Here is a 21,222-nt window from a genome sequence, read left to right as displayed (position 1 = left end):
GCCGGGTTTTGTTTTTTATACCTTGTAGAAACTGCGATACCAGTCCACAAAATTCTTCACGCCTTCCTTCACCGACGTTTTCGGCTTAAACTCAATCACGTCATAGAGCGCCGTGGTATCCGCGCTTGTTTCGAGCACGTCACCTGGCTGAACAGGCATCATATTTTTATCCGCTTCTTTGCCTAACGCTTCTTCCAGCGCGGTGATGTAATCCATCAGCTCTACTGGCGCACTGTTGCCAATATTGTAAACACGGTACGGCGCAGAGCTGGTCGCCGGGGACCCTGTTTCAACGGTCCAGTTCGCATCGGCCTGAGGGATAACATCCTGCAGGCGAATAATAGCTTCAACAATATCATCGATATAAGTGAAGTCGCGCTTCATCTTGCCATAGTTGTAAACATCAATACTTTTGCCTTCAATCATGGCCTTAGTAAATTTAAACAGCGCCATGTCCGGACGGCCCCATGGCCCATAAACGGTGAAAAAGCGCAGGCCGGTCGTCGGCAGATTGTAAAGATGAGAGTAGGTGTGCGACATCAGTTCGTTGGATTTTTTCGTCGCGGCATACAAGGAAACCGGGTGATCAACCGAGTCATCGGTGGAGAAAGGCATCTTTCGGTTCAGACCGTAAACAGAGCTGGAAGAAGCATACAGTAAATGCTGCACCTTGTTGTGTCGGCAGCCTTCCAGTACGTTGAGATGGCCGATAAGGTTTGATTGCGCGTAAGCGTGCGGATTTTCCAGAGAGTAACGTACGCCAGCCTGCGCGGCGAGGTGGATCACGCGGTCAAACTTCTCAGCTTCAAACAACGAGGCCATCCCTTCGCGATCGGCCAGATCCAGCTTATGGAAAGTGAAATTGTCGGATGTAAGCAGATCCAGTCGCGCTTGCTTCAGATTGACATCGTAATAGTCATTAAGGTTATCAATTCCTACAACCTGATGTCCTGCCTGCAGCAGGCGCTCGCTGACGTGGAAACCGATAAAGCCGGCAGCGCCGGTGACCAGAAATTTCATCTTCAACCTCAATGTTAAATGAGTAACTCTTAACGCATAAAATCGTGCGTTTACACTATCGGCTGATGATACCCGCTCACGGAAGGAATGATAACTGCTTTATTACAGGAAAAGGGGAGCGAGCGCTCCCCCGGTAGGATGTTTATTTATGTCTTTTACGTAAATTCTCAATCACCGCCGTCAAATCCAGCGCCTGATCCTGCAGGAGCACCAGCAGGTGATAGATCAAATCAGAGGCTTCATTCGTCAGCTCCTCGCGGTCATGCACGGTCGCGGCCAGCGCAGTCTCAACGCCTTCTTCACCCACCTTCTGCGCAATACGCTTGGTTCCGCTGGCGTACAGCTTCGCGGTATAAGAACTCTCAGGATCTGCCGTTTTTCGTTCTGCCAGCAGTTGCTCCAGTTGATACAGGAACAGCCACTGATGACTCGCCTCGCCGAAGCAGCTGCTGGTGCCCTTATGGCAGGTCGGGCCGATTGGGTTTGCCAGCACCAGCAGGGTATCGTTATCGCAGTCAGGTGTTATGCTGACCACGTTCAGGAAATGCCCCGAGGTTTCCCCTTTGGTCCACAGGCGCTGTTTCGTGCGGGAGTAAAACGTCACTTTGCCGCTTTCGATCGTTTTCGCCAGCGCGTCCTGGTTCATATAGCCCAGCATCAGCACCTCGCCTGAGATGGCATGCTGGACAACCACCGGCAGTAATCCATCCGTTTTTTCCCAGTCCAACTGCGCCTGTTGTTGCTCTGTTAACATACCCTGATCTCCACGCCCTGGTCGGCCAGGTACGTTTTTAACTCACCAATATTAATAATCTGTTTGTGGAACACGGAAGCGGCCAGCGCGCCGTCCACGTTAGCATCGCGGAAGGCTTCGAGGAAATGTTCCATGGTGCCCGCGCCGCCGGAGGCAATCAGCGGAACGTGGCAGACTGCACGGACTTTTTTCAGCTGCTCAAGGTCATACCCGTTACGCACGCCATCCTGGTTCATCATGTTGAGGACAATCTCGCCCGCGCCACGCTTCTGCACTTCCTGCACCCAGTCGAGCGTTTCCCACTGCGTTACGCGCGTGCGGCTTTCGTCACCCGTATATTGATTGACGTGGTACTTGCCCGTTGCGGCGTCATACCAGGTGTCGATCCCAACCACAATACACTGCACGCCAAAACGATCGGCGAGGCGAGTAATCAACTCCGGGTCGGCCAGGGCAGGGGAGTTGATGGAAATCTTGTCGGCACCAAACGAGAGAATTTGGGCCGCATCGTCAGCGGATTTAATCCCGCCCGCCACGCAGAACGGAATATCGATCACTTCCGCCACGCGCGCCACCCAGCTTTTGTCCACCACGCGTCCATCGCTGGAGGCGGTAATATCGTAGAACACCAGCTCGTCTGCGCCTTCATCGGCATAGCGTTTTGCCAGCGGGACGATGTCGCCAATGATCTCGTGGTTGCGGAACTGCACGCCTTTCACGACCTGGCCATCACGTACGTCCAGGCAAGGGATTATCCGTTTTGCCAGCATTGAATCGCCTCCGTCACCGTAAATTTACCTTCCAGCAGGGCTCGGCCCACAATCACGCCCTGTACGCCCGTTCCGCGCAGCGCGGCAATATCGTTTAAATCACCAATTCCGCCCGAAGACTGGAACGCCACCTGCGGATAACGCGCGCAGATCTCTTCATACAGCGAGACGTTGGAGCCCGCCAGCGTGCCGTCACGGGAGATATCCGTGCACAGCACGTGCTTCAGGCCAACGGGGAGATACATCTCGACCAGCGCCTCCAGCGTCACGCCGGAGTTTTCCTGCCAGCCGCTGACCGCCACCTGCTTATTACCTTGTTCATCAATGCGCACGTCCAGCGCCAGTACCAGCGCGTCGGCGCCAAAGCGGCGGAACCAGCCTTTTACGATCTCAGGCTCTTTCACCCCGGTTGAACCGACCACCACGCGCGCTACGCCCGCGTCCAGCAGTGCCGCAACGTCATCTTCTGTACGTACGCCGCCGCCCACCTGTACCGGCACATCAACACCGGCAACCAGATTTTTCAGCAGAGAAATCTGGCGTTTTGCCGGGTCTTTCGCACCCGTTAAATCGACCAGATGCAGCACCTGAGCCCCCTGGGCGGCATAATCCTGCAGACGTGGCAGCGGATCGTTTCCGTAGTCTCGCTGCTGCCCGTAATCGCCCTGATGAAGACGGACAACCGTGCCGTCAATTAAATCTAACGCGGGAATAATCATCACATCTCCAGGAAGTTTTTCAGCAGCTGCGCGCCCGCGGCGCCAGAGCGCTCCGGGTGAAACTGTACGCCGAAGAAATTGTCTTTCTGCACGGCTGCGGTAAACGCCTCGCCGTAAGTGCACTGGGCGATCGTATTCGCGTTCACCGGCATGGCGTAGCTGTGTACGAAGTAAAAATACGCGCCGTCTTCAATGCCGCGAAAAAGCCTGTCGCCCGCTTTGGCGTACACGCGGTTCCAGCCCATATGCGGCAGAGGCAGACCGTGGTCGGTCATCTTCGGCACGTCTTCGTCGATAATGCCCAGCAGGTCAACGCCGTTATTCTCCTCGCTGCGGCGGCCAAGAATCTGCATGCCCAGGCAAATCCCCAGCACCGGCTGGGTACAAGCCTTGATCAGATCGACCAGCTCGCGCGCGTGGATCTGATCCATCGCCGCCTGCGCAGTGCCCACGCCCGGCAGGAATAACTTATCGGCACGCAGCACCACGTCCGGGTCACGGCTGACCACCGGCTCGTAGCCGTGGCGCGCAATCGCCGACTTTACGGAGTTCAGGTTGGCGCATCCGGTATCCAGAATCACCACGTTCATTACAGGACTCCTTTTGATGAGGGCAGGGCGTCACCTTCCACGCGGATTGCCTGGCGCAGCGTGCGGCCGAAGGCCTTGAAGAGACTCTCTACGCGGTGGTGGTCGTTCTTGCCTTTGGTCTTCAGGTGCAGCGTCAGGCCCATGGTGTAGGACAATGAACGGAAGAAGTGCTCCACCATTTCGGTGCTCAGATCGCCCACGCGCTGGTAATTGAAGTCTGCTTTATATTCCAGGTGCGGACGTCCGGAGATATCCATCGCACAGCGCGCCAGACACTCGTCCATCGGCAGGACAAAGCCAAAACGGTTGATGCCGCGTTTATCACCGAGCGCCAGCTTGAGGGCTTCACCCAGCGCCAGGCCGGTATCTTCCACGGTGTGGTGATCGTCAATATAAAGATCGCCTTTTACCGTGATCTCCATGCGGAAACCGCCGTGGGTGGCAATCTGGTCCAGCATGTGGTCGAAGAAACCCACGCCGGTGTGGATCTTGCTGCCGCCTTCGCGGTCCAGCCAGACCTTCACATCAATCTGCGTCTCTTTGGTGTTACGTTCAACGTGCGAGTAGCGGTCACGTTTTGTCAGCTGTTCGCCAATCATCGCCCAGTTAAGGTTGTTACGGTCGTAGCGAAGCCCCGCGATGCCCATGTTTTCCGCGAGCGTAATATCAGTGATGCGATCGCCGATGACATAGCTGTTGGCCTTATCCAGCACATCCTCTGCCAGATAGCGCTCGACCAGCTTCACCTTTGGCTTACGGCAGTCACACTCATCGGCTGGCATGTGCGGACAAATCAGCACTTCATCAAACACCACGCCCTGAGAGGTCAGCACCTGCATCATTAAATTATGCGGGCCGTCAAAGTCTGCCTGCGGGAAGCTGTCGGTACCCAGACCGTCCTGGTTGGTGATCATCACCAGCTTGTATCCGGCTTTTTGCAGCTTGAGCAGCACCGGGATCACGTCAGGTTCAAACGCCAGCTTGTCGAATCGATCGACCTGAAAATCAGCTGGTGGCTCCGAAATAAGGGTGCCGTCACGATCGATGAAAAGGATCTTCTGGGTCATACTTTCTCCGCTTTCAGGGCGTCAATGACGCGCTGGCTCTCTGCGCGGGTGCCGACGGTAATGCGCAGGCATCCGCTCAGAGAAGGTTGTTTATTTTGGTCTCGTAAGATAATGCCCTGATCCCACAAAGATTTAAATACGGCGCTGGAGGCGGTAAAGCGCACCAGGATGTAGTTGGTTTCCGAGTCGAATACCTGCTCCACGCACGGGATATCCTTCAGGGCGGTCACCAGGTACTGACGTTCCTCCAGGATTTGCGCCACGCGCTCGCGCATCGCGTTAATCCCCTGAGGCGTCAGCGCCTGTGCCGCAATATCGGCAACCGGCGTCGAGAGGGGGTACGGAGCGATCACCTTCAGCAGCAGGTCGATGACCTCTTTATTTGCCAGGGTGAATCCGCAGCGCAGACCCGCGAGGGCGAAAGCCTTCGACAGCGTACGCAGCACCACCAGGTGCGGATACTCTTCCAGCCAGCCTGCCAGCGTCGCCTGCGGGCAGAACTCGATGTAGGCTTCGTCGGCCACCACCAGGGCTTTTCCGCGCGTCATCTCCAGCAGGGTTCGGATATCCTGTGGGTTAATAATCTGCCCGGTCGGGTTGTTCGGGCTACAGACAAAGACGACTTTTACGCCGTCAAGATTGTCGGCAATGCCCTGCAGATCCAGCTGCCAGTTCTCCAGGGAGAGCACGTTGCGGCACGCCACCCCAAAGGTTTCCGCGCTGACGCTGTACATGCCGTAGGTCGGCTGGCAGTACATGACGGCGTCTTTGCCCGGCTCGCAGAACGCGCGGATCAGCAGCTCAATGCCCTCATCCGCGCCGCGGCTGACCAGCACCTGCTCTGGCTTCACGCCCGCGTACTGGGCGTAGTTTTCGATTACCGCCTTCGGCTGACACTCCGGATAACGGTTCAGCGTTTGCTGCGACAGCTCAAACTGCACCGCCGTTGGATATTCGTTGGCGTTCAGCCAGACATCCCCTTTACCGCCCAGACGACGCGCAGACTGATAGGGCGTCAGGCGACGGACATTTTCGCGGGCTAATTCTTCAATGTTCATGCTTGCTCCTTCAGGGCTGCAACGCGCAGCGTAACGGCATTTTTGTGGGCGGTCAGGCGCTCGGCGGCGGCCAGAGTTTCAATGGTGGACGCCAGTGAGGCAAACCCTTCGCGGGAGAGTTCCTGCACGGTCATGCGTTTCTGGAAATCCGCCAGTCCCAGGCTGGAACAGGTTGAGGTATAGCCATACGTTGGCAGCACGTGGTTGGTGCCGGAGGCGTAATCGCCTGCGGACTCCGGGGACCAGTCGCCGAGGAACACCGAGCCCGCGCTGGTAATGCTGTCGACCAGATCGCGCGCGTTGCGGGTCTGAATAATCAGGTGCTCCGGGCCGTACTGGTTAGAAATAGCAATGCACTGCTCAAGATCGCGCGCCACAATCAGGCGGCTGGCCGCTAACGCCTGGCGTGCCGTGTCGGCGCGGGGCAGGTCGGCAAGCTGACGCTCCACGGCTTCGCCCACGCGTTTCGCCATATCGGCATCCGGCGTCAGCAGGATAACCTGCGAGTCCGGGCCATGTTCCGCCTGGGAAAGCAGGTCGGACGCGACGAAATCTGGCGTGGCGCCGCTGTCGGCAATCACCAGCACTTCAGACGGGCCGGCAGGCATATCGATGGCCGCGCCGTCCAGACGCTGGCTGACCTGACGCTTAGCCTCGGTCACATACGCATTGCCCGGGCCAAAGATTTTGTCGACCTTGGGAATGGATTCCGTGCCGAACGCCAGGGCGGATATCGCCTGCGCGCCGCCCACTTTATAGACCGCCTGCACGCCGCACAGCTTCGCCGCATACAGGATCTCGTCGGCTATCGGTGGCGGCGAGCACAGCACCACTTTCTGACACCCGGCAATGCGCGCGGGTGTCGCCAGCATCAGTACGGTGGAGAAAAGCGGGGCAGAGCCGCCAGGAATATAGAGGCCGACGGAGGCAACCGGGCGGGTCACCTGCTGGCAACGCACGCCGGGCAGGGTTTCCACATCTACGGTCTGCAGCTTTTGCGCGGTGTGGAAAGTATCAATGTTTTTCACCGCAACGGCCATCGCCTGTTTGATGTCATCACCCAGACGATTGCTGGCATCAGTCATTTCCTGCTCGGTAACCTGTAATGCGCCGACTTCCGTCTTATCAAACTTTGCACTGTATTCACGCAGCGCGTCATCGCCGCGGGCTTTGACGTTATCCAGGATCTCCGCCACGGTGCGCGAGATGCTTTCAGAGGCGGAAATCGCCGGGCGCATCAGTAGCTCGCGCTGCTGTGCGTCGCTACAGGTATTCCAGTCGATGATTGTGTTAAAGCTCATGGCCATTACTCCATCATCTTCTCAATCGGCAGCACCAGGATGGAGCTTGCGCCCAGCGCCTTCAGTTTTTCCATGGTTTCCCAGAACAGGGTTTCGCTGCTCACCATGTGCATCGCCACGCGCTGCTGATCGCCCGCCAGCGGCAGGATGGTTGGGCGCTCGGCGCCCGGCAGCAGGGCAATGACTTCATCCAGACGCTCGGTTGGGGCGTGCATCATGATGTATTTGGATTCACGCGCCTGAATGACGCCCTGAATACGGGTCAGCAGTTTGTCGATCAGTTGCTGCTTAGCGTCGGCCATCTCGCCGTCACGCTGAATCAGGCACGCTTTGGAGCGGTAGATCACCTCCACTTCGCGCAGACCGTTCGCTTCCAGCGTCGCGCCGGTAGAGACCAGGTCACAGATGGCGTCCGCGAGACCCGCACGCGGCGCCACTTCAACAGAACCGTTCAGCAGACAGGATTTAAACTGCACGCCTTTCTGATCCAGATAGCGCTTTAACAGGTGAGGGTAGGAGGTGGCGATACGTTTGCCGTTCAGCGCGGCCGGGCCGTCCCACGCTTCATCAACCGGCGTTGCCAGCGACAGGCGGCAGCCGCCGAAGTCCAGACGACGCAGGGTGAAGTAACGCGGGTCTTCGCCCTGCGCGCGGCGGGTCAGCAGCTCTTCTTCCAGTACGTTTTCGCCGATGATGCCGAGGTCAACGACGCCATCCATGACCAGGCCGGGAATATCGTCATCACGCACGCGCAGAATGTCGATGGGCATGTTTTCAGCCAGAGCAATCAGGCGCTGGGTGTGCAGGTTAATTTTAATCCCGCAGCGGGCCAGCAGTTCGCGTGAATCGTCACTTAAACGGCCTGATTTTTGAATAGCTATGCGTAAACGTGAGTTATCTAACATTCTTTATTCCTCGTTAACCTGTTTTAACCTGTCTGAAATCGGTCCAAAAAAAAGCCCCCGGAAGAAGATCTTCCGGGGGCTTTTTCATGCGTTCATGCACCACTGGAAGATCCAAACGTCTTCCAGCACACATCGCCTGAAAGACTAGTCAGGATGATGGTGATGATGGTGGTGTTTAAATTGAACGCGTGTCATATAAATTCTCGATGAATGCTTATTCATTTGATGTCTTTTAACCTAAACCAGTTGTACGACATATTGCAAGGGCTTTTTTTGATCATTAATTCATTTCATATTGATGCTATGAATTGTGTGTTCTGCCGGGCTGGCGTAGCCTTATGAAAGACGAGTAAGAGTCAGGAGAATTCGCATGAAAAAGGTCGCGATTGTCGGTTTAGGATGGCTGGGAATGCCGCTGGCGATGTCATTAGTCGCGAAAGGCTGGCAGGTGACCGGGAGCAAGACCACCCGAGATGGGGTCGAAGCAGCGCGCATGTGCGGTATTGATGGCGTTGAACTGCGTCTGGAGCCGGAACTGGTGTGTGATGCGGACGATCTGGACACCCTGATGAACGTCGATGCGCTGGTAATTACGCTACCCGCGCGGCGCAGCGGCCCGGGCGAATCATTTTACCTGCAGGCGATGCAGGAGATTGTCGACAGCGCGCTGGCACATCATGTTCCGCGCATTATTTTTACCAGCTCGACGTCGGTGTATGGTGAGGTTGAGGGCGTGGTAAAAGAGACTTCCGAGCGCCGTCCCGTTACGGCGAGCGGTCAGGTTCTGAAAGAGCTGGAAGACTGGCTGCATCATCTTCCCGGCACTCAGGTTGATATCGTACGTCTGGCGGGGCTGGTAGGCCCCGGTCGTCATCCGGGACGCTTTTTTGCCGGGAAGTCGGCGCCAGATGGCCAACATGTTGTCAATCTTGTGCATCTTGATGATGTGGTTGGCGCGATTGAGCTACTCTTACAGGCTCCGAAAGGCGGACACATCTATAATATATGTGCACCGTCTCATCCGGCGCGCAGCACGTTTTACCCGCTGATGGCACGTCAGCTGGGCCTGGCTCCGCCGGTCTTTGGTGAGGCAAAGGATGGCAGTAAAGGCAAAATTGTTGATGGCAATCGCATTTGTCATGAGCTGGGGTTTGAGTATCAGTATCCCGATCCGCTGGTGATGCCCATGGAATAAATCCCGCAGCGGAGACCGTCGCACACCGAAAGGGGGCGAGCATGAAACCGCTGCTGGATGTTCTTATTATTCTGGATGCACTGGAAAAAGAGGGGAGCTTTGCCGCTGCGTCGGCAAAGCTCTACAAAACCCCTTCGGCCCTGAGCTATACCGTCCAAAAACTGGAAAGCGACCTCAATATCCAGATCCTCGATCGCTCCGGGCATCGCGCCCGTTTTACCCGCACCGGACAGATGCTGCTGGAAAAAGGCCGTGAAGTCCTCCATACCGTTCGTGAACTCGAAAAACAGGCCGTCAAACTTCACCAGGGATGGGAAAACGAGCTGGTGATTGGCGTGGATGACACTTTCCCGTTTTCTCTCCTGACGCCGCTGATTGAGGCCTTCTATCAACACCACAGCGTGACGCGGCTGATCTTTATCAACGGCGTGCTGGGGGGCTCCTGGGATGCCCTAACCCAGGGCAGGGCGGATATTTTTGTCGGTGCACTTCACGAGCCTCCCCAGTTGAGTGAGTTTGGCTTTGCGCGTCTGGGCGTGCTGGAGCAGGTGTTCGCCGTGGCGCCCCATCATCCGCTGGCTCAGGAAGCTGAGCCGCTTAACCGCCGCGTGATTAAAGGCTACCGCGCCATCGTGGTCGGGGACAGCTCTCGCCCGGAATGTGCGGTTTCCTCGCAGCTGCTCGACGAGCAGGAGGCCATCACCGTTTTCGACTTTAAAACCAAGCTGGAGCTGCAAATCAGCGGTCTGGGCTGCGGCTATTTACCCCGCTATCTGGCACAGCGGTACATTGACAGCGGTGCGCTTGTTGAAAAACAGGTACTTGCTCAAAACAGCCATGAATCGGTATGGGTGGGCTGGAATGAGCAAACCGCCGGGCTCGCCAGCGCCTGGTGGCGGTACGAAATTTTAGCAAATAGTGCTATCGCTGCTGTATATGCTCAGGGCAGTGCCGAGAAATCAGCCAGTTAGAAAAAAGAAAATTACCCGCTGCGTTGCAAAGTATTGCCTTTTGTATCCGATGTGGGGCAAAATGCGGCCGCTGCAACCAAATGAATAATCGACGATATAAAAGGCGTCGGTTATTTTTTTTTGCATGTACGAAACGAAACTAAAAACCAAGAGGCCGGGCTTCGTACCGGATAGATATTTACTAAAATCCGACAGTTGTTGTCGCTGAGGAAGAAAGAAATGGGGCAATTTTTCGCTTACGTGGCGGTTATCACCGTAAAGGAGATTAACTATGTCGCATAACGCAACTCCAAACACCTCTCGCGTGGAATTACGTAAAACGCTTACGTTGATTCCGGTTGTTATGATGGGCCTGGCCTATATGCAACCGATGACGCTGTTCGATACATTCGGTATCGTATCGGGCCTCACCGACGGTCATGTGCCGACGGCTTACGGCTTCGCGCTGATTGCGATCCTCTTTACCGCGCTGAGCTACGGTAAGCTGGTGCGTCGCTATCCGTCTGCGGGTTCCGCCTACACCTATGCCCAGAAATCCATCAGCCCGACGGTTGGCTTTATGGTGGGCTGGTCTTCGCTGCTCGACTATCTGTTCGCGCCGATGATCAACATTCTGCTGGCAAAAATCTATTTTGAAGCGCTGGTGCCATCGATTCCCTCGTGGATGTTCGTCGTGGCGCTGGTGGCCTTTATGACGGCCTTTAACCTGCGCAGCATCAAGTCCGTTGCCAATTTTAACTCTGTTATCGTTGTGCTTCAGGTTGTGCTGATTGCGGTTATTCTTGGCATGGTTATTTACGGCGTATTCCACGGCGAAGGCGCGGGCACCCTGGCGAGCAGCAAACCGTTCTGGTCTGGTGATGCGCATGTGATCCCGATGATTACCGGGGCAACCATTCTGTGCTTCTCCTTTACCGGTTTTGACGGGATCAGCAACCTGTCTGAAGAAACGAAAGATGCAGAGCGCGTGATCCCGCGTGCCATCTTCCTGACGGCGCTGATTGGCGGTCTGATCTTTATTTTCTCAACCTATTTCCTGCAGCTGTATTTCCCGGATATCTCTCGCTTCAAGGATCCGGATGCGTCTCAGCCGGAAATCATGCTGTATGTGGCGGGTAAAGCGTTCCAGGTCGGCGCGCTGATCTTCTCCACCATCACCGTACTGGCGTCCGGTATGGCCGCGCATGCAGGCGTTGCGCGTCTGATGTACGTAATGGGCCGCGATGGCGTATTCCCGAAAAGCTTCTTCGGCTACGTGCATCCAACCTGGCGTACCCCGGCGATGAACATTATCCTGGTCGGTGCGATCGCGCTTCTGGCGATTAACTTTGACCTGGTGATGGCAACGGCGCTGATTAACTTCGGTGCGCTGGTGGCGTTCACCTTTGTTAACCTGTCGGTTATCTCTCAGTTCTGGATCCGTGAAAAGCGTAACAAGACGCTGAAAGATCACTTCCAGTATCTGTTCCTGCCGATGTGTGGTGCCCTGACCGTGGGCGCGCTGTGGGTTAACCTGGAAGAGAGCTCGATGGTGCTTGGCCTTATTTGGGCGGGTATCGGTCTGGTTTATCTGGCCTGCGTCACGAAGAGCTTCCGTAACCCGGTTCCTCAGTACGAAGACGTCGCGTAAGACTGTGTCGGGTGGCGGCTACGCCTTACCCGACCTACAAAACCCAAGCGGGCAAAAAAAGCCGGAGACATCGCCTCCGGCTTTTTTATACCCATCGATCAAACTATCTCTTGCGCGTACTGGTACAGGGATTTCAGCAGCGCCTGTTTCTCAGCATTCCCTTCATACTGGCCATAAAGCATTTCCAGCTCCTGGGCGTAGCTGTGCAGATACTCTGGCGTAAACACGTTACGACGGTGCTGCAGCCAGCGTTCCTGCTCTGCTTCATCCAGGGTTCCCGGGTAATTACGCGCGCGGTAATTAAACATCAGCTTTTCGATACGGCTATCAGCGAAGGTGATATCCAGCGCAGGTAAGTTGCGCGGCTCGGTTTGCAGAACGATATTCATGGCCGCGCGATCGGCATCACTGAAGAAACCGTTATAGAGCTGGGCGTCCACGTTTTCAGACGGCACGAACGGCTCGGCTTCGGCAAAAATGGCCACGACTTTCTCGCGCACCTGCGGATTTTCACGCAGCACTTTGAGATTATCGAGGCAGTGCTGGCGGTTAATGCCGAGTCTGTCCGCATCTTCCGGGCGCAGCGTATTCGCCTGCGCCAGGACCGGACATTTATTGATATGCACCAGTTTGACCGGCACCGCAGGCAGATCGCCGAGTTCATTCTTCGGCGTGTACAGCCGTTCACGCAGGGTATCGCTGTCGAGCTCCAGCAGCGGCGAAATATCGCCCGCCAGGTCCACCATGATGACCGCATTACGGTTGTCCGGATGCCACGCCAGCGGCGCGACCCAGCTGGTATTGCCGCGCCATGCGCCAAACATGCCGGAAATATGCACCAGGGGTTTCATCTGCGGTACGTCGATAAGGGTCATAAGCTTCTGCTTGCTGCGATGGCTGAGCAGATACTCGAACAGTCGTGGCTGCGCGCTTTTCACCAGCTTCGCCATGGCAATGGTGGCATAGACGTCCGCCATCGCGTCGTGGGCATTGCTGTGCTCAATGCCGTTGGCGCGCGTCAGGTGTTCCAGCCGGAAGCTGGTCAGCCCTTCCTCATTTTCCGGCCAGTGAATGCCCTCAGGACGCAGGGCGTAGCAGGCGCGCATGATGTCGAGCAAATCCCAGCGCGAATTGCGGTTCTGCCAGCTCCAGGCATAGGGATCGTAGAAGTTACGATAGAAGATGTTGCGCGTCACTTCGTCATCGAAGCGGATGTTGTTGTAACCGACCACGCAGGTATTGGGGACGGTAAACAAGTCGTGGATGCGTCGGGCGAATTCTGCCTCGTTAACGCCTTTTCCCCGCGCTTCCTGAGGGGTGATCCCGGTGACCATGACCGCGCCGGGCTGCGGCAGATAGTCATCCGCAGGCTTGCAGTAAAAGACCTCGGGCTCGCCAATGATGTTGAATTCGTCGTCGGTACGGATGGCGGCAAACTGCGCCGGTCGGTCCAGCGCCGGGTGCGTGCCAAAGGTTTCGTAATCGTGGAACAAAAAAGTCGGGCGAGCGGCAGAGTCAGACACCAGTAATACCATCCTGTTAAAAAATGACGTCACTATGGTAAACGATCGTGCGGGTCAGACCGAATAAAAAGCACCGCCGCGTCGCAAATTTGCGCGCCAGCTTCAGAGAAAAATCTGCGTTCTGTCACATTTTTTTGCAATTAAGCCAGGTAACGACATCAGAACTCCCGTAAAAAGGTCATCGATTTTTAATGACCTGAGGATATACCGTTGAAACGCCGTCTGTTTATTGCTGTTTCTTTACTCGCTTCGAGTGTCTCATCTGCTTTTGCGGCCGAACCACTGGATTTTTCGCCGCAGCCTCCGGCCATTCAGGCTGGCTCCTGGGTGCTGATGGATTACACGACTGGTCAGATTTTAACGGCGGGCAACGAACATCAACAACGTAATCCGGCGAGCCTGACCAAGCTGATGACGGGCTATGTAGTGGATCGGGCCATTGATAGCCACCGCATTACCCCGGATGACATCGTCACCGTAGGACGTGATGCCTGGGCAAAAGGGAACCCGGTGTTTGACGGTTCATCGCTGATGTTCCTGAAAGAGGGCGATCGCGTCTCCGTGCGCGATCTGAGCCGCGGCCTGATTGTCGATTCCGGCAACGACGCCTGCGTGGCGCTGGCCGATCACGTGGCGGGCGGGCAGCCGCAGTTTGTGAAGATGATGAACGACTACGTGCAGAAGCTGAACCTGCGCGATACGCATTTTGAAACCGTCCATGGGCTGGACGCGCCGGGCCAGCACAGCTCGGCGTATGACCTGGCCGTTCTCTCCCGGGCCATCATCCACGGCGAGCCTGAGTTTTATCATATGTACAGCGAAAAAAGCCTGACCTGGAACGGAATAACCCAGCAAAACCGTAACGGCCTGTTGTGGGATAAGACCATGAACGTGGACGGGTTGAAAACGGGGCATACCTCAGGGGCCGGTTTTAACCTGATTGCGTCTGCCGTAGACGGCCAGCGCCGGTTAATCGCGGTGGTGATGGGGGCGGATAGTCCGAAAGGGCGCGAAGACCAGGCCCGGAAACTGCTGCACTGGGGGCAGCAGAATTTCGATACGGTGCAGATCCTGCATAGCGGTAAAAAAGTGGGGACAGAGCGTATCTGGTACGGCGATAAGGAGCAGGTGAAACTGGGCACCGATCAGGACTTCTGGCTGGCCTTGCCGAAAGCGGAGGTTCCCAACATCAAAGCCAAGTACGTTCTGGATAAAAAAGAGCTGGAAGCGCCGATTGCTGCGCATCAGCGGGTTGGGGAGATTCAGCTCTATGACCGCGACAAGGTGGTAGCCCACTGGCCGCTGGTCACGCTGGAAGCCGTTGATAAAGGCGGCCTGTTCTCTCGTCTGAGCGATTATCTGCATCACACGCTTTAACTGCTGCTGAGCAGACTGGCAGGGTTGCGAGTCTGCTCACATAATAAACACTCCTCGTTTGCTGATAATGATAATCCAGTTTTATAGTGTATAAATATACAGTGATAAACGGAGGCAGCATGGACTACAGCATTACGCAGCAACAGAAACGTAAGATTGCCGGTTTTCATTTGGTCGGCCCGTGGGAACACACGGTAAAACAGGGCTTTGAACAGCTGGTCATGTGGGTCGACGGGCGTCACATTGAGCCGCTGGAGTGGGTGGCGGTCTATTACGATAACCCGGATGAAGTCCCGGCAGAAAAACTGCGCTGTGATACGGCCGTGACGGTACCGGATGATTTTGTCATCCCGGAAAACAGCGAAGGCGTCATGATGACGGAAATCGCGGCCGGGGATTATGCCGTGGCGACGGCGCGCGTGGAAAACTACGACTTCGCCACGCCGTGGTATCAGTTCTTCAATTCCCTGCTGCAGGACAATAAGTACCAGATGGCGCTCAAACCCTGCTTCGAGCGCTATCTCAATGACGGCAATGCGGACGGCTACTGGGATATCGAAATGTATATCGCCGTCGAGCACAAAACGGTTTAAGCCTGCTAAATGAAGGGTTTTTCAGCCGGGAGCGATCCACCCGGCTGAAAACACAGTACAATTGTGCTTTGCCGTGTAGCTGGAGAGCGGGTGTGCGTCCCGACAAATCATTAACCCCTTTTGAAATTCGGTTGTACAAACACTACCGCGTGGTGCACGGGTGTCGCATCGCGCTGGCGTTCGTGTTGACGTTTGTCCTGGTGCGTTTGCTGGAGGTTCCGGAAGGAACGTGGCCGCTGATCACGCTGGTGGTGGTGATGGGGCCCATCTCGTTTTGGGGCAATGTTGTCCCGCGCGCTCTGGAGCGTATTGGCGGGACCGTGTTAGGTTCGGCCTTGGGGCTTATTGCCCTGAAGCTGGAGCTGATCTCGTTCCCGGTCATGCTGGCATGGTGCGGTGCCGCCATGTTCCTGTGCGGCTGGCTGGCGTTGGGTAAAAAGCCTTATCAGGCGCTGCTGATCGGTATTACTCTCGCGGTGGTGGTCGGTGCACCCGCCGGGGATATGACCACGGCGCTTTGGCGAAGCGGGGATGTCATCCTGGGTTCACTGCTGGCGATGCTCTTCACCGGTATCTGGCCGCAGCGCGCTTTTCTGCACTGGCGTATTCAGATGGCCAGCTACGTCACCGCGTTTAACCGCGTCTATCAGGCCGGTTTTTCCCCGAATCTGGTTGAGCGCCCGCGCCTGGAAAAGCACCTGCAAACCATCCTTAACGACGTGGTCAAAATGCGCGGCTTGATCACGCCAGCCAGAAAAGAAACCCATATTCAGAAATCAATTTTCGAAGCTATTCAGACGGTGAGCCGCAATCTGGTCTGCATGCTTGAACTGCAAATCAACGCACACTGGGCCACGCGACCCAGCCATCTGTTGATGCTTAACGCGCAGACTCTCAAAGAGACCCAGCAGATGACGCAGCAAACGCTGTTGACCATCGCCCATGCGCTCTACGAAGGTAACCCGCAGCCGATCCTGGCCAACAGCGAGCGTCTGAATGAGATCGTTGCGGAAATGAAGCAGTTAATCAATGAGCGCCAGAGCGATAACGTGGCGGAAACGCCTATTCATGGCTACGTCTGGCTGAGCATGGAACTGGCGCGGCAGCTTGAGCTGTTATCGCACCTGATTTGCCGGGCGCTGCGCAAATAAAAGGCGTATGTGACGCCTGCTGCTTCGATTCAGCAGCAATTGGGGTTATGATAGCTTTAAACGATATACTCATTGTCATTCGCGGCCGCTGTCAGTAAGGTTATTGTTACAACGGTTGCTTTAACGAATCCGAATCTCACATTATCAGGGGTGTAAAAATGGAAACTACCAAGCCTTCGTTCCAGGATGTTCTGGAATTCGTCCGCCTGTTCCGCCGCAAAAACAAACTGCAGCGTGAAATCCAGGACGTTGAGAAGAAGATCCGTGACAACCAGAAACGTGTTCTGCTGCTCGACAACCTGAGCGACTACATCAAGCCAGGCATGAGCGTTGAAGCTATTCAGGGCATCATCGCCAGCATGAAGAGCGACTATGAAGACCGTGTTGATGACTACATCATTAAAAATGCTGAGCTGTCCAAAGAGCGTCGTGACATCTCTAAAAAGCTGAAAGTGATGGGCGAAATCAAAAACGGCGAAGCAAAAAGCGAGTAATCGCAGCGAATAGTGAAAAAGGCTCTCTGGTGACAGAGAGCCTTTTTTTATGGTTCAGAACGCGGCTGTAGCTGGTAAATCCAGGCTTGAACCTGCTCGCCTTCAGAGGTGGTCACCGTAACCTCAACCCGATCGTAGCCGTCTTCAAACTCATCCAGCATTGACCAGTGTGTGGCAAGGCGATCAGAGATAAACAGATAGCCTTCGACGCGGGGGCCATCGGGGTGGAGCACGATCCCCGGGAAGTCCGCCGCAGCGCCCCAGCCGCGTTCGTAAAACGTACCGGAGACGAAACCGGCCAGCCATTCACCGCCAATGTTTTCAAGAATATGCGCATTTGAGTGGCCCGGGCGCAGCGTGCCGTAGACAAACAGAGCGTTCATTTTCCCTCATCCGCAAAGCAAAAAGCCTGCTTTAAAAGCAGGCTTTTTAAATTTGGCTCCTCTGACTGGACTCGAACTTCATCTACATCTCCTGTTATTACTGCCTTTGTTAAATATAGCCATATTTTTACCAACATATTTACCATCATTATTGTTTTCTTGTGGTAAAAATGTCAATTAAAAACAATTGGTTGTTGTCATAACCATCTGACTATACGTATCTAAATTTGCTTTCATTATCAATATGATGTTGTCGTTATTTTTGTTAAAATAAATGATGAAAAACAATTGGTTATTTTTTATTAAATAAATCATGTTTAGTCAAGGTGAAAGCACTGACCTCCAAGGTCACTTACTGTGCTCACACCATTTTGAAAACCCGCTCCTCTTTTCCACTTTCTCTATCATGTTGAATGGGCTAACGTTTAGGAAACACAAAAGCAATCGGTAGAACAATGACTACACAAAAGGAAATGGAAGAAATCAGGGCAGCGTTATCTTGGTTTGATGTACGCCGATATGATGGCCTGAAAGACCTCACCTTAGAACAAATCTATGCAGAGCTTGAAAGACGGATGTTGGCTTACAAAACAAGACAACAATGGGAAACAGCAGGCAAAGATAATCAAATGCAAGCGATATACCATGATGCCACAATCCGATGTGGTGATGTGATACTTAAATCAGACTGGATTTCAGACAATCACAGACTGTCGCATAGCTATGCTGTAAGACCAATGACCAGAGTTCAATTGTTCAACTATGGGCGGGCTATGTATCGGCTGGAGACTTCAGAGCAAACAGACCCTGTTGCAGTGAGTTCCGACTACATCTCTGAGTATCTGACACAAGGAGGCATGAACCCTGCTAACAAGATGCTGATTGAAATTGACTTGGAAGAAGCCAGCAGTGACGATCTCGCAGAACATCTGAAAGTACTGATTGCTCTATGGCAAAAGCACCTGAAAACGCCTAAACCCCCGAAACGAAAATTTAGGTTTGGTCATAAGACCTTTGAAAGAATACTTGATTACAAAGTCATCCCTTTGATGGATTTGATCTCATGGGAACAGCTCTACAACGAAGGTAAGAACATACCTTTCACCATTTTAGCTGACATCCTGCATGGTAATAATGGGGTCAGAAGTAGTGAGAACATCAAAGATACTGATTATGATTACGCGAAAAATTATCTTGATAACGATGAGTACTTCAAGGTTTTAAATGATTTTTACATTAAAAATAATATGTTGAAGGATTGGGGTATCGTTGATGTGATAACACTTAACGATAAATCCTCGGATAAAAACAAAAAGTAAACACAAGGGATGTTCACAATCTGCGAACATCCCTAAAAAGCGTATCCCTCCAAAAATTTCCGCGAAACTCACGGTTGGTGAACATCCCTAGTTTAGAACTAGCCAAAATCCTAGAATTATCTCCATCGAACAACATACTAAAAAACGAAATATCCAAGATATTACGTAAAAAAAACAGGAGATAATATGGTTCAAAACAAAACAGATAAACATCCGAAACTGATTCGTTTACCAGAAGTAAAAAGAAGAACAGGGTTTGGTAAAACGTGGATATATACCTTAATAAGAGCGGGTAAATTTCCTAAGCAAGTAAAAACCGGATTGCGCTCTATAGCATTTATTGAAAGTGAGATTGATGAATGGATTTACAAAATCATTTCTGATTCTCGCAATCATATCTAAAAAAGTTTATTAAATAATGAGAGGTTAAGATGAAAAGTAAAAACGTACTGCCTTGTGTGGTGACTGTTACGAATGATGAGACAGAAGTATTTATGGAAATGGCAATAAATAACTTTAGAAAACATCTTCAGGTCATGATTGATTGTATGGGAAATGATTATGAGCGTCATTTTAAAGACCGGCTTTATATTGAAGAAGTGATTGGAAAAGTGATCGAACGAACAAAACAAGAGTTTGCTGAATCAATGAAAGATAATAAAGGGAAAGAATATCATCTGTTCTTGGATGAGGTGAGAAGGAATCTGAGAGTTATTTACTCTGCGTATCGTACTAACTATTAATGAGAGAGGGCAATATGAACGAAAAATGTTTAGGCTGGAATGAAATACCCGTTAAAATATCCGCAAGTAATGCTGAGACAGCAAACTTTGCTACTGATGTTGTAAACACCTATAACGAGTTAATACATTACTTATACTTTAATCTAAAGGATGATGCATTTCTGAAAAAAATGAAGGATGGATTTTACAGGGAGATATTCATAATGGATATTATTAATCTCACGCTACAGGAATGGTTTGAAAGTGCTGAAGAGATAAAGATTAAATACATATCAGTTCCAGAGGTTAAAACTATACTAAGTAGTTATCATGAGTTTTTGATTAAATGCTTTAATGGTGATGATTATGTTCTTTATTACAAAAGAATAGAAATCAGCGCAAATAAACAGTCTGTAATATAAATCAAAAGGTAGAGACATGAGTGAAAAACTGATAAAAGAATCTCAAAAAGTATTTATGCATATGGCAGGTTTGTTTTATGAAATGAAAATAAATACGCTTAAGGAAGTCCGACCCGATGAAGCAGAGATGTTAATGGAGGATGATGCATTCATGGATAGTATTTATAAGGATTGTATCAAAAATGCAAGCGCATCTTTTAAAAAGGTAGTCAGATGGGAGTACTTTGAACAAGGGCATTCAGTAAAAATGGTTGATAAGGAGGTGGTGTTGATAACATTACGTGTTAATCACAAACGAAGATAAAAAGGTTATTTAATAAATCATTTTTAGCCTCATTCATGAGGCAAAAAAATAAAAAAGCAAACAAATATCATTTAATAGTGAGGCGTAACCATGAGTAAAATTTTTGAAATTAAAAGTGTATCTACAGAAACGTTTTATAATATTGCAGAGCGTTCGTTTGAGGCTAGTTGGAAGGTTATGCAGGATATGGCCTCTGATAATGTCTCATACTTGGTATATGATGCGGATTTTATGTGTGTTTTCATCGGCAATGTTATTGAGCATATCAGTAAAAATTTTTACATCATTATCCAATGTGAATGTCTGGAAGGAAAGCTTGAAGAAGTAAACTTTGAAGAGGTAGCGGAACGTCTGGTCCGGCATTCATGGGAGTTTTGTAAATAATATCAAAATAAAAATAGATTAAGAAATCATGGGCAGAGTTGTTATCTACTCACTGATTTAGATTATGTGGCCCCGTAATGGGGCTGTACATCGATTACAAGAGGAATATGATATGAATGATGTGGTATTATACGAAAAAAATGAATCAATGTCTTTTGCCATTTGCACGGTCTTATCATTATATTGCGATTTCATATACGAAATAGCATATGGATTTCATAATGAAGCGGTAATGATCATTGAAAATGAAAAGTGTGTGGGACAGGCACTTAAAATACAAATAAACAATCTATTCGATGATTTCAATTACTACAAAAAAGTGAATGGAACAGGAAAAGAAAAACGGGAAGATATAGATGAAAAAGAACTCTATAACAAAGTAATGGCAGCACATAACCAAGGAGTAAAAGCGCTAATCATGAAGAATCTTGAGGCCAATCTCCGAGAGAAAGAGGAAGGTTCTGAATATTGGAAGTTAAAAATATTTAATAGGTTTAATGGGATATAGAAGTCAATGTAGGCTTCTATATATTCAGGTAAAGGAAGTAGTCATGATCTTTATCTCATCGG

At 52.1% G+C, this 21,222-nt stretch carries 27 protein-coding genes and 1 other annotated feature; of the genes, 14 read left to right on the top strand and 13 right to left on the bottom strand.

Going from position 1 to position 21,222, the window contains the following annotated elements:
* Positions 1-15: 15 nt before the first annotated feature.
* The 10 genes from KGP25_RS15475 to hisL all read right to left on the bottom strand — a co-directional run bounded on the left by KGP25_RS15475 (position 16) and on the right by hisL (position 8,379).
* Positions 16-1,020, bottom strand: coding sequence for an NAD-dependent epimerase (locus tag KGP25_RS15475; RefSeq protein ID WP_223539238.1), 1,005 nt, complete (start codon positions 1,018-1,020; stop codon positions 16-18).
* Between the two features lie 142 nt (positions 1,021-1,162).
* Complete coding sequence (gene hisIE / locus KGP25_RS15470) at positions 1,163-1,774, bottom strand: bifunctional phosphoribosyl-AMP cyclohydrolase/phosphoribosyl-ATP diphosphatase HisIE (RefSeq protein WP_223539237.1); 612 nt, start codon at positions 1,772-1,774, stop codon at positions 1,163-1,165.
* Positions 1,768-2,544, bottom strand: coding sequence for an imidazole glycerol phosphate synthase subunit HisF (gene hisF, locus KGP25_RS15465; protein ID WP_048029350.1), 777 nt, complete (start codon positions 2,542-2,544; stop codon positions 1,768-1,770). Before hisF ends, hisIE begins: the two co-directional genes overlap by 7 nt.
* On the bottom strand, positions 2,526-3,263 hold the full coding sequence (gene hisA, locus KGP25_RS15460) for a 1-(5-phosphoribosyl)-5-[(5-phosphoribosylamino)methylideneamino]imidazole-4-carboxamide isomerase (protein ID WP_223539236.1): 738 nt from the start codon (positions 3,261-3,263) through the stop codon (positions 2,526-2,528). Before hisA ends, hisF begins: the two co-directional genes overlap by 19 nt.
* Positions 3,263-3,853 carry an imidazole glycerol phosphate synthase subunit HisH gene (hisH, locus tag KGP25_RS15455; RefSeq protein ID WP_045908601.1) on the bottom strand — a complete coding sequence of 197 codons (591 nt, stop codon included), beginning with the start codon at positions 3,851-3,853 and terminating at the stop codon, positions 3,263-3,265. Before hisH ends, hisA begins: the two co-directional genes overlap by 1 nt.
* Positions 3,853-4,920, bottom strand: coding sequence for a bifunctional histidinol-phosphatase/imidazoleglycerol-phosphate dehydratase HisB (gene hisB, locus KGP25_RS15450; RefSeq protein WP_111968055.1), 1,068 nt, complete (start codon positions 4,918-4,920; stop codon positions 3,853-3,855). Before hisB ends, hisH begins: the two co-directional genes overlap by 1 nt.
* Complete coding sequence (gene hisC / locus KGP25_RS15445) at positions 4,917-5,978, bottom strand: histidinol-phosphate transaminase (protein ID WP_021241431.1); 1,062 nt, start codon at positions 5,976-5,978, stop codon at positions 4,917-4,919. Before hisC ends, hisB begins: the two co-directional genes overlap by 4 nt.
* Positions 5,975-7,279, bottom strand: a complete 1,305-nt coding sequence (gene hisD, locus KGP25_RS15440) for a histidinol dehydrogenase (protein ID WP_045908762.1) — start codon at positions 7,277-7,279, stop codon at positions 5,975-5,977. The genes hisC and hisD overlap by 4 nt, the downstream gene beginning before the upstream one ends.
* Positions 7,280-7,284: 5 nt before the next feature.
* Positions 7,285-8,184 carry an ATP phosphoribosyltransferase gene (gene hisG, locus KGP25_RS15435; protein ID WP_000886595.1) on the bottom strand — a complete coding sequence of 300 codons (900 nt, stop codon included), beginning with the start codon at positions 8,182-8,184 and terminating at the stop codon, positions 7,285-7,287.
* Positions 8,185-8,229: 45 nt separating this feature from the next.
* Positions 8,230-8,353 (bottom strand) — a sequence feature (His leader region).
* On the bottom strand, positions 8,329-8,379 hold the full coding sequence (gene hisL, locus KGP25_RS15430) for a his operon leader peptide (RefSeq protein ID WP_001364200.1): 51 nt from the start codon (positions 8,377-8,379) through the stop codon (positions 8,329-8,331). Its footprint overlaps the feature before it by 25 nt.
* A gap of 175 nt (positions 8,380-8,554) precedes the next feature.
* Between hisL and KGP25_RS15425 the strand changes: the two genes are divergently transcribed.
* The 3 genes from KGP25_RS15425 (at position 8,555) to plaP (ending at position 11,980) form a co-directional block, all read left to right on the top strand.
* Positions 8,555-9,379 (top strand): SDR family oxidoreductase, encoded by an 825-nt coding sequence (locus KGP25_RS15425; RefSeq protein WP_223539235.1) that lies wholly within the window; start codon positions 8,555-8,557, stop codon positions 9,377-9,379.
* 41 nt (positions 9,380-9,420) lie between these two features.
* Positions 9,421-10,350 (top strand): LysR substrate-binding domain-containing protein, encoded by a 930-nt coding sequence (locus tag KGP25_RS15420; protein ID WP_223539234.1) that lies wholly within the window; start codon positions 9,421-9,423, stop codon positions 10,348-10,350.
* Between the two features lie 271 nt (positions 10,351-10,621).
* Positions 10,622-11,980, top strand: coding sequence for a putrescine/proton symporter PlaP (gene plaP / locus KGP25_RS15410; protein ID WP_008499462.1), 1,359 nt, complete (start codon positions 10,622-10,624; stop codon positions 11,978-11,980).
* Positions 11,981-12,078: 98 nt separating this feature from the next.
* Here plaP and sbcB read toward each other — a convergent pair whose 3' ends face one another.
* The gene (gene sbcB, locus KGP25_RS15405) at positions 12,079-13,506 is read right to left on the bottom strand and encodes an exodeoxyribonuclease I (protein WP_223540572.1); all 1,428 of its coding nucleotides are present in this window, start codon (positions 13,504-13,506) and stop codon (positions 12,079-12,081) included.
* Between the two features lie 207 nt (positions 13,507-13,713).
* Here sbcB and dacD point away from each other — a divergent pair, with 207 nt between their 5' ends.
* The 4 genes from dacD (at position 13,714) to KGP25_RS15385 (ending at position 17,118) form a co-directional block, all read left to right on the top strand.
* Positions 13,714-14,880, top strand: a complete 1,167-nt coding sequence (dacD, locus tag KGP25_RS15400; protein ID WP_032646438.1) for a serine-type D-Ala-D-Ala carboxypeptidase DacD — start codon at positions 13,714-13,716, stop codon at positions 14,878-14,880.
* 119 nt (positions 14,881-14,999) lie between these two features.
* Positions 15,000-15,473, top strand: a complete 474-nt coding sequence (gene sbmC, locus KGP25_RS15395) for a DNA gyrase inhibitor SbmC (protein ID WP_045908596.1) — start codon at positions 15,000-15,002, stop codon at positions 15,471-15,473.
* A 92-nt stretch (positions 15,474-15,565) separates the two neighbouring features.
* Complete coding sequence (locus tag KGP25_RS15390) at positions 15,566-16,624, top strand: FUSC family protein (protein WP_223539233.1); 1,059 nt, start codon at positions 15,566-15,568, stop codon at positions 16,622-16,624.
* Between the two features lie 158 nt (positions 16,625-16,782).
* Positions 16,783-17,118, top strand: a complete 336-nt coding sequence (locus KGP25_RS15385) for a DUF496 family protein (RefSeq protein WP_008499467.1) — start codon at positions 16,783-16,785, stop codon at positions 17,116-17,118.
* Positions 17,119-17,165: 47 nt separating this feature from the next.
* On the opposite strand, the gene KGP25_RS15380 is transcribed toward KGP25_RS15385, so the two are convergent.
* Positions 17,166-17,501, bottom strand: coding sequence for a gamma-glutamylcyclotransferase family protein (locus KGP25_RS15380; protein ID WP_048029357.1), 336 nt, complete (start codon positions 17,499-17,501; stop codon positions 17,166-17,168).
* On the bottom strand, positions 17,498-17,650 hold the full coding sequence (locus KGP25_RS15375; RefSeq protein ID WP_164881495.1) for a hypothetical protein: 153 nt from the start codon (positions 17,648-17,650) through the stop codon (positions 17,498-17,500). Before KGP25_RS15375 ends, KGP25_RS15380 begins: the two co-directional genes overlap by 4 nt.
* 306 nt (positions 17,651-17,956) lie before the next feature.
* Between KGP25_RS15375 and KGP25_RS15370 the strand changes: the two genes are divergently transcribed.
* The 7 genes from KGP25_RS15370 to KGP25_RS15340 all read left to right on the top strand — a co-directional run bounded on the left by KGP25_RS15370 (position 17,957) and on the right by KGP25_RS15340 (position 21,160).
* A complete protein-coding gene (locus KGP25_RS15370) occupies positions 17,957-18,820 on the top strand; it encodes a DUF6387 family protein (protein WP_061300977.1) in 864 nt (287 codons plus the stop codon).
* Between the two features lie 186 nt (positions 18,821-19,006).
* The gene (locus KGP25_RS15365; protein ID WP_000250489.1) at positions 19,007-19,222 is read left to right on the top strand and encodes an AlpA family transcriptional regulator; all 216 of its coding nucleotides are present in this window, start codon (positions 19,007-19,009) and stop codon (positions 19,220-19,222) included.
* A gap of 29 nt (positions 19,223-19,251) precedes the next feature.
* Entirely contained in the window at positions 19,252-19,563 is a 312-nt protein-coding gene (locus tag KGP25_RS15360) for a hypothetical protein (RefSeq protein WP_059443597.1), read from the top strand.
* 14 nt (positions 19,564-19,577) lie between these two features.
* Positions 19,578-19,964: a hypothetical protein gene (locus KGP25_RS15355; RefSeq protein ID WP_059443598.1), complete on the top strand. Its 387-nt coding sequence runs from the start codon at positions 19,578-19,580 to the stop codon at positions 19,962-19,964.
* 16 nt (positions 19,965-19,980) lie between these two features.
* On the top strand, positions 19,981-20,268 hold the full coding sequence (locus KGP25_RS15350; protein WP_045910841.1) for a hypothetical protein: 288 nt from the start codon (positions 19,981-19,983) through the stop codon (positions 20,266-20,268).
* Positions 20,269-20,358: 90 nt separating this feature from the next.
* Positions 20,359-20,652, top strand: a complete 294-nt coding sequence (locus KGP25_RS15345) for a hypothetical protein (protein WP_000034418.1) — start codon at positions 20,359-20,361, stop codon at positions 20,650-20,652.
* 112 nt (positions 20,653-20,764) lie between these two features.
* Positions 20,765-21,160, top strand: coding sequence for a hypothetical protein (locus KGP25_RS15340; protein WP_001515484.1), 396 nt, complete (start codon positions 20,765-20,767; stop codon positions 21,158-21,160).
* The last annotated feature ends 62 nt before the right edge of the window (positions 21,161-21,222 follow it).

It is taken from the genome of Enterobacter sp. JBIWA003, assembly GCF_019968825.1.
Lineage (GTDB): Bacteria > Pseudomonadota > Gammaproteobacteria > Enterobacterales > Enterobacteriaceae > Enterobacter > Enterobacter quasiroggenkampii.
This window is presented reverse-complemented; position numbering and strand designations above follow the sequence as displayed.

What these genes read in the sequence shown, in the direction of transcription:
- KGP25_RS15475 (WP_223539238.1), bottom strand. Translation starts at nt 1,020, where the DNA reads ATGAAATTTCTGGTCACCGGCGCTGCCGGCTTTATCGGTTTCCACGTC.
- hisIE (WP_223539237.1), bottom strand. Translation starts at nt 1,774, where the DNA reads ATGTTAACAGAGCAACAACAGGCGCAGTTGGACTGGGAAAAAACGGAT.
- hisF (WP_048029350.1), bottom strand. Translation starts at nt 2,544, where the DNA reads ATGCTGGCAAAACGGATAATCCCTTGCCTGGACGTACGTGATGGCCAG.
- hisA (WP_223539236.1), bottom strand. Translation starts at nt 3,263, where the DNA reads ATGATTATTCCCGCGTTAGATTTAATTGACGGCACGGTTGTCCGTCTT.
- hisH (WP_045908601.1), bottom strand. Translation starts at nt 3,853, where the DNA reads ATGAACGTGGTGATTCTGGATACCGGATGCGCCAACCTGAACTCCGTA.
- hisB (WP_111968055.1), bottom strand. Translation starts at nt 4,920, where the DNA reads ATGACCCAGAAGATCCTTTTCATCGATCGTGACGGCACCCTTATTTCG.
- hisC (WP_021241431.1), bottom strand. Translation starts at nt 5,978, where the DNA reads ATGAACATTGAAGAATTAGCCCGCGAAAATGTCCGTCGCCTGACGCCC.
- hisD (WP_045908762.1), bottom strand. Translation starts at nt 7,279, where the DNA reads ATGAGCTTTAACACAATCATCGACTGGAATACCTGTAGCGACGCACAG.
- hisG (WP_000886595.1), bottom strand. Translation starts at nt 8,184, where the DNA reads ATGTTAGATAACTCACGTTTACGCATAGCTATTCAAAAATCAGGCCGT.
- KGP25_RS15425 (WP_223539235.1), top strand. Translation starts at nt 8,555, where the DNA reads ATGAAAAAGGTCGCGATTGTCGGTTTAGGATGGCTGGGAATGCCGCTG.
- KGP25_RS15420 (WP_223539234.1), top strand. Translation starts at nt 9,421, where the DNA reads ATGAAACCGCTGCTGGATGTTCTTATTATTCTGGATGCACTGGAAAAA.
- plaP (WP_008499462.1), top strand. Translation starts at nt 10,622, where the DNA reads ATGTCGCATAACGCAACTCCAAACACCTCTCGCGTGGAATTACGTAAA.
- sbmC (WP_045908596.1), top strand. Translation starts at nt 15,000, where the DNA reads ATGGACTACAGCATTACGCAGCAACAGAAACGTAAGATTGCCGGTTTT.
- KGP25_RS15385 (WP_008499467.1), top strand. Translation starts at nt 16,783, where the DNA reads ATGGAAACTACCAAGCCTTCGTTCCAGGATGTTCTGGAATTCGTCCGC.
- KGP25_RS15380 (WP_048029357.1), bottom strand. Translation starts at nt 17,501, where the DNA reads ATGAACGCTCTGTTTGTCTACGGCACGCTGCGCCCGGGCCACTCAAAT.
- KGP25_RS15375 (WP_164881495.1), bottom strand. Translation starts at nt 17,650, where the DNA reads ATGATGGTAAATATGTTGGTAAAAATATGGCTATATTTAACAAAGGCA.
- KGP25_RS15370 (WP_061300977.1), top strand. Translation starts at nt 17,957, where the DNA reads ATGACTACACAAAAGGAAATGGAAGAAATCAGGGCAGCGTTATCTTGG.
- KGP25_RS15365 (WP_000250489.1), top strand. Translation starts at nt 19,007, where the DNA reads ATGGTTCAAAACAAAACAGATAAACATCCGAAACTGATTCGTTTACCA.
- KGP25_RS15360 (WP_059443597.1), top strand. Translation starts at nt 19,252, where the DNA reads ATGAAAAGTAAAAACGTACTGCCTTGTGTGGTGACTGTTACGAATGAT.
- KGP25_RS15355 (WP_059443598.1), top strand. Translation starts at nt 19,578, where the DNA reads ATGAACGAAAAATGTTTAGGCTGGAATGAAATACCCGTTAAAATATCC.
- KGP25_RS15350 (WP_045910841.1), top strand. Translation starts at nt 19,981, where the DNA reads ATGAGTGAAAAACTGATAAAAGAATCTCAAAAAGTATTTATGCATATG.
- KGP25_RS15345 (WP_000034418.1), top strand. Translation starts at nt 20,359, where the DNA reads ATGAGTAAAATTTTTGAAATTAAAAGTGTATCTACAGAAACGTTTTAT.
- KGP25_RS15340 (WP_001515484.1), top strand. Translation starts at nt 20,765, where the DNA reads ATGAATGATGTGGTATTATACGAAAAAAATGAATCAATGTCTTTTGCC.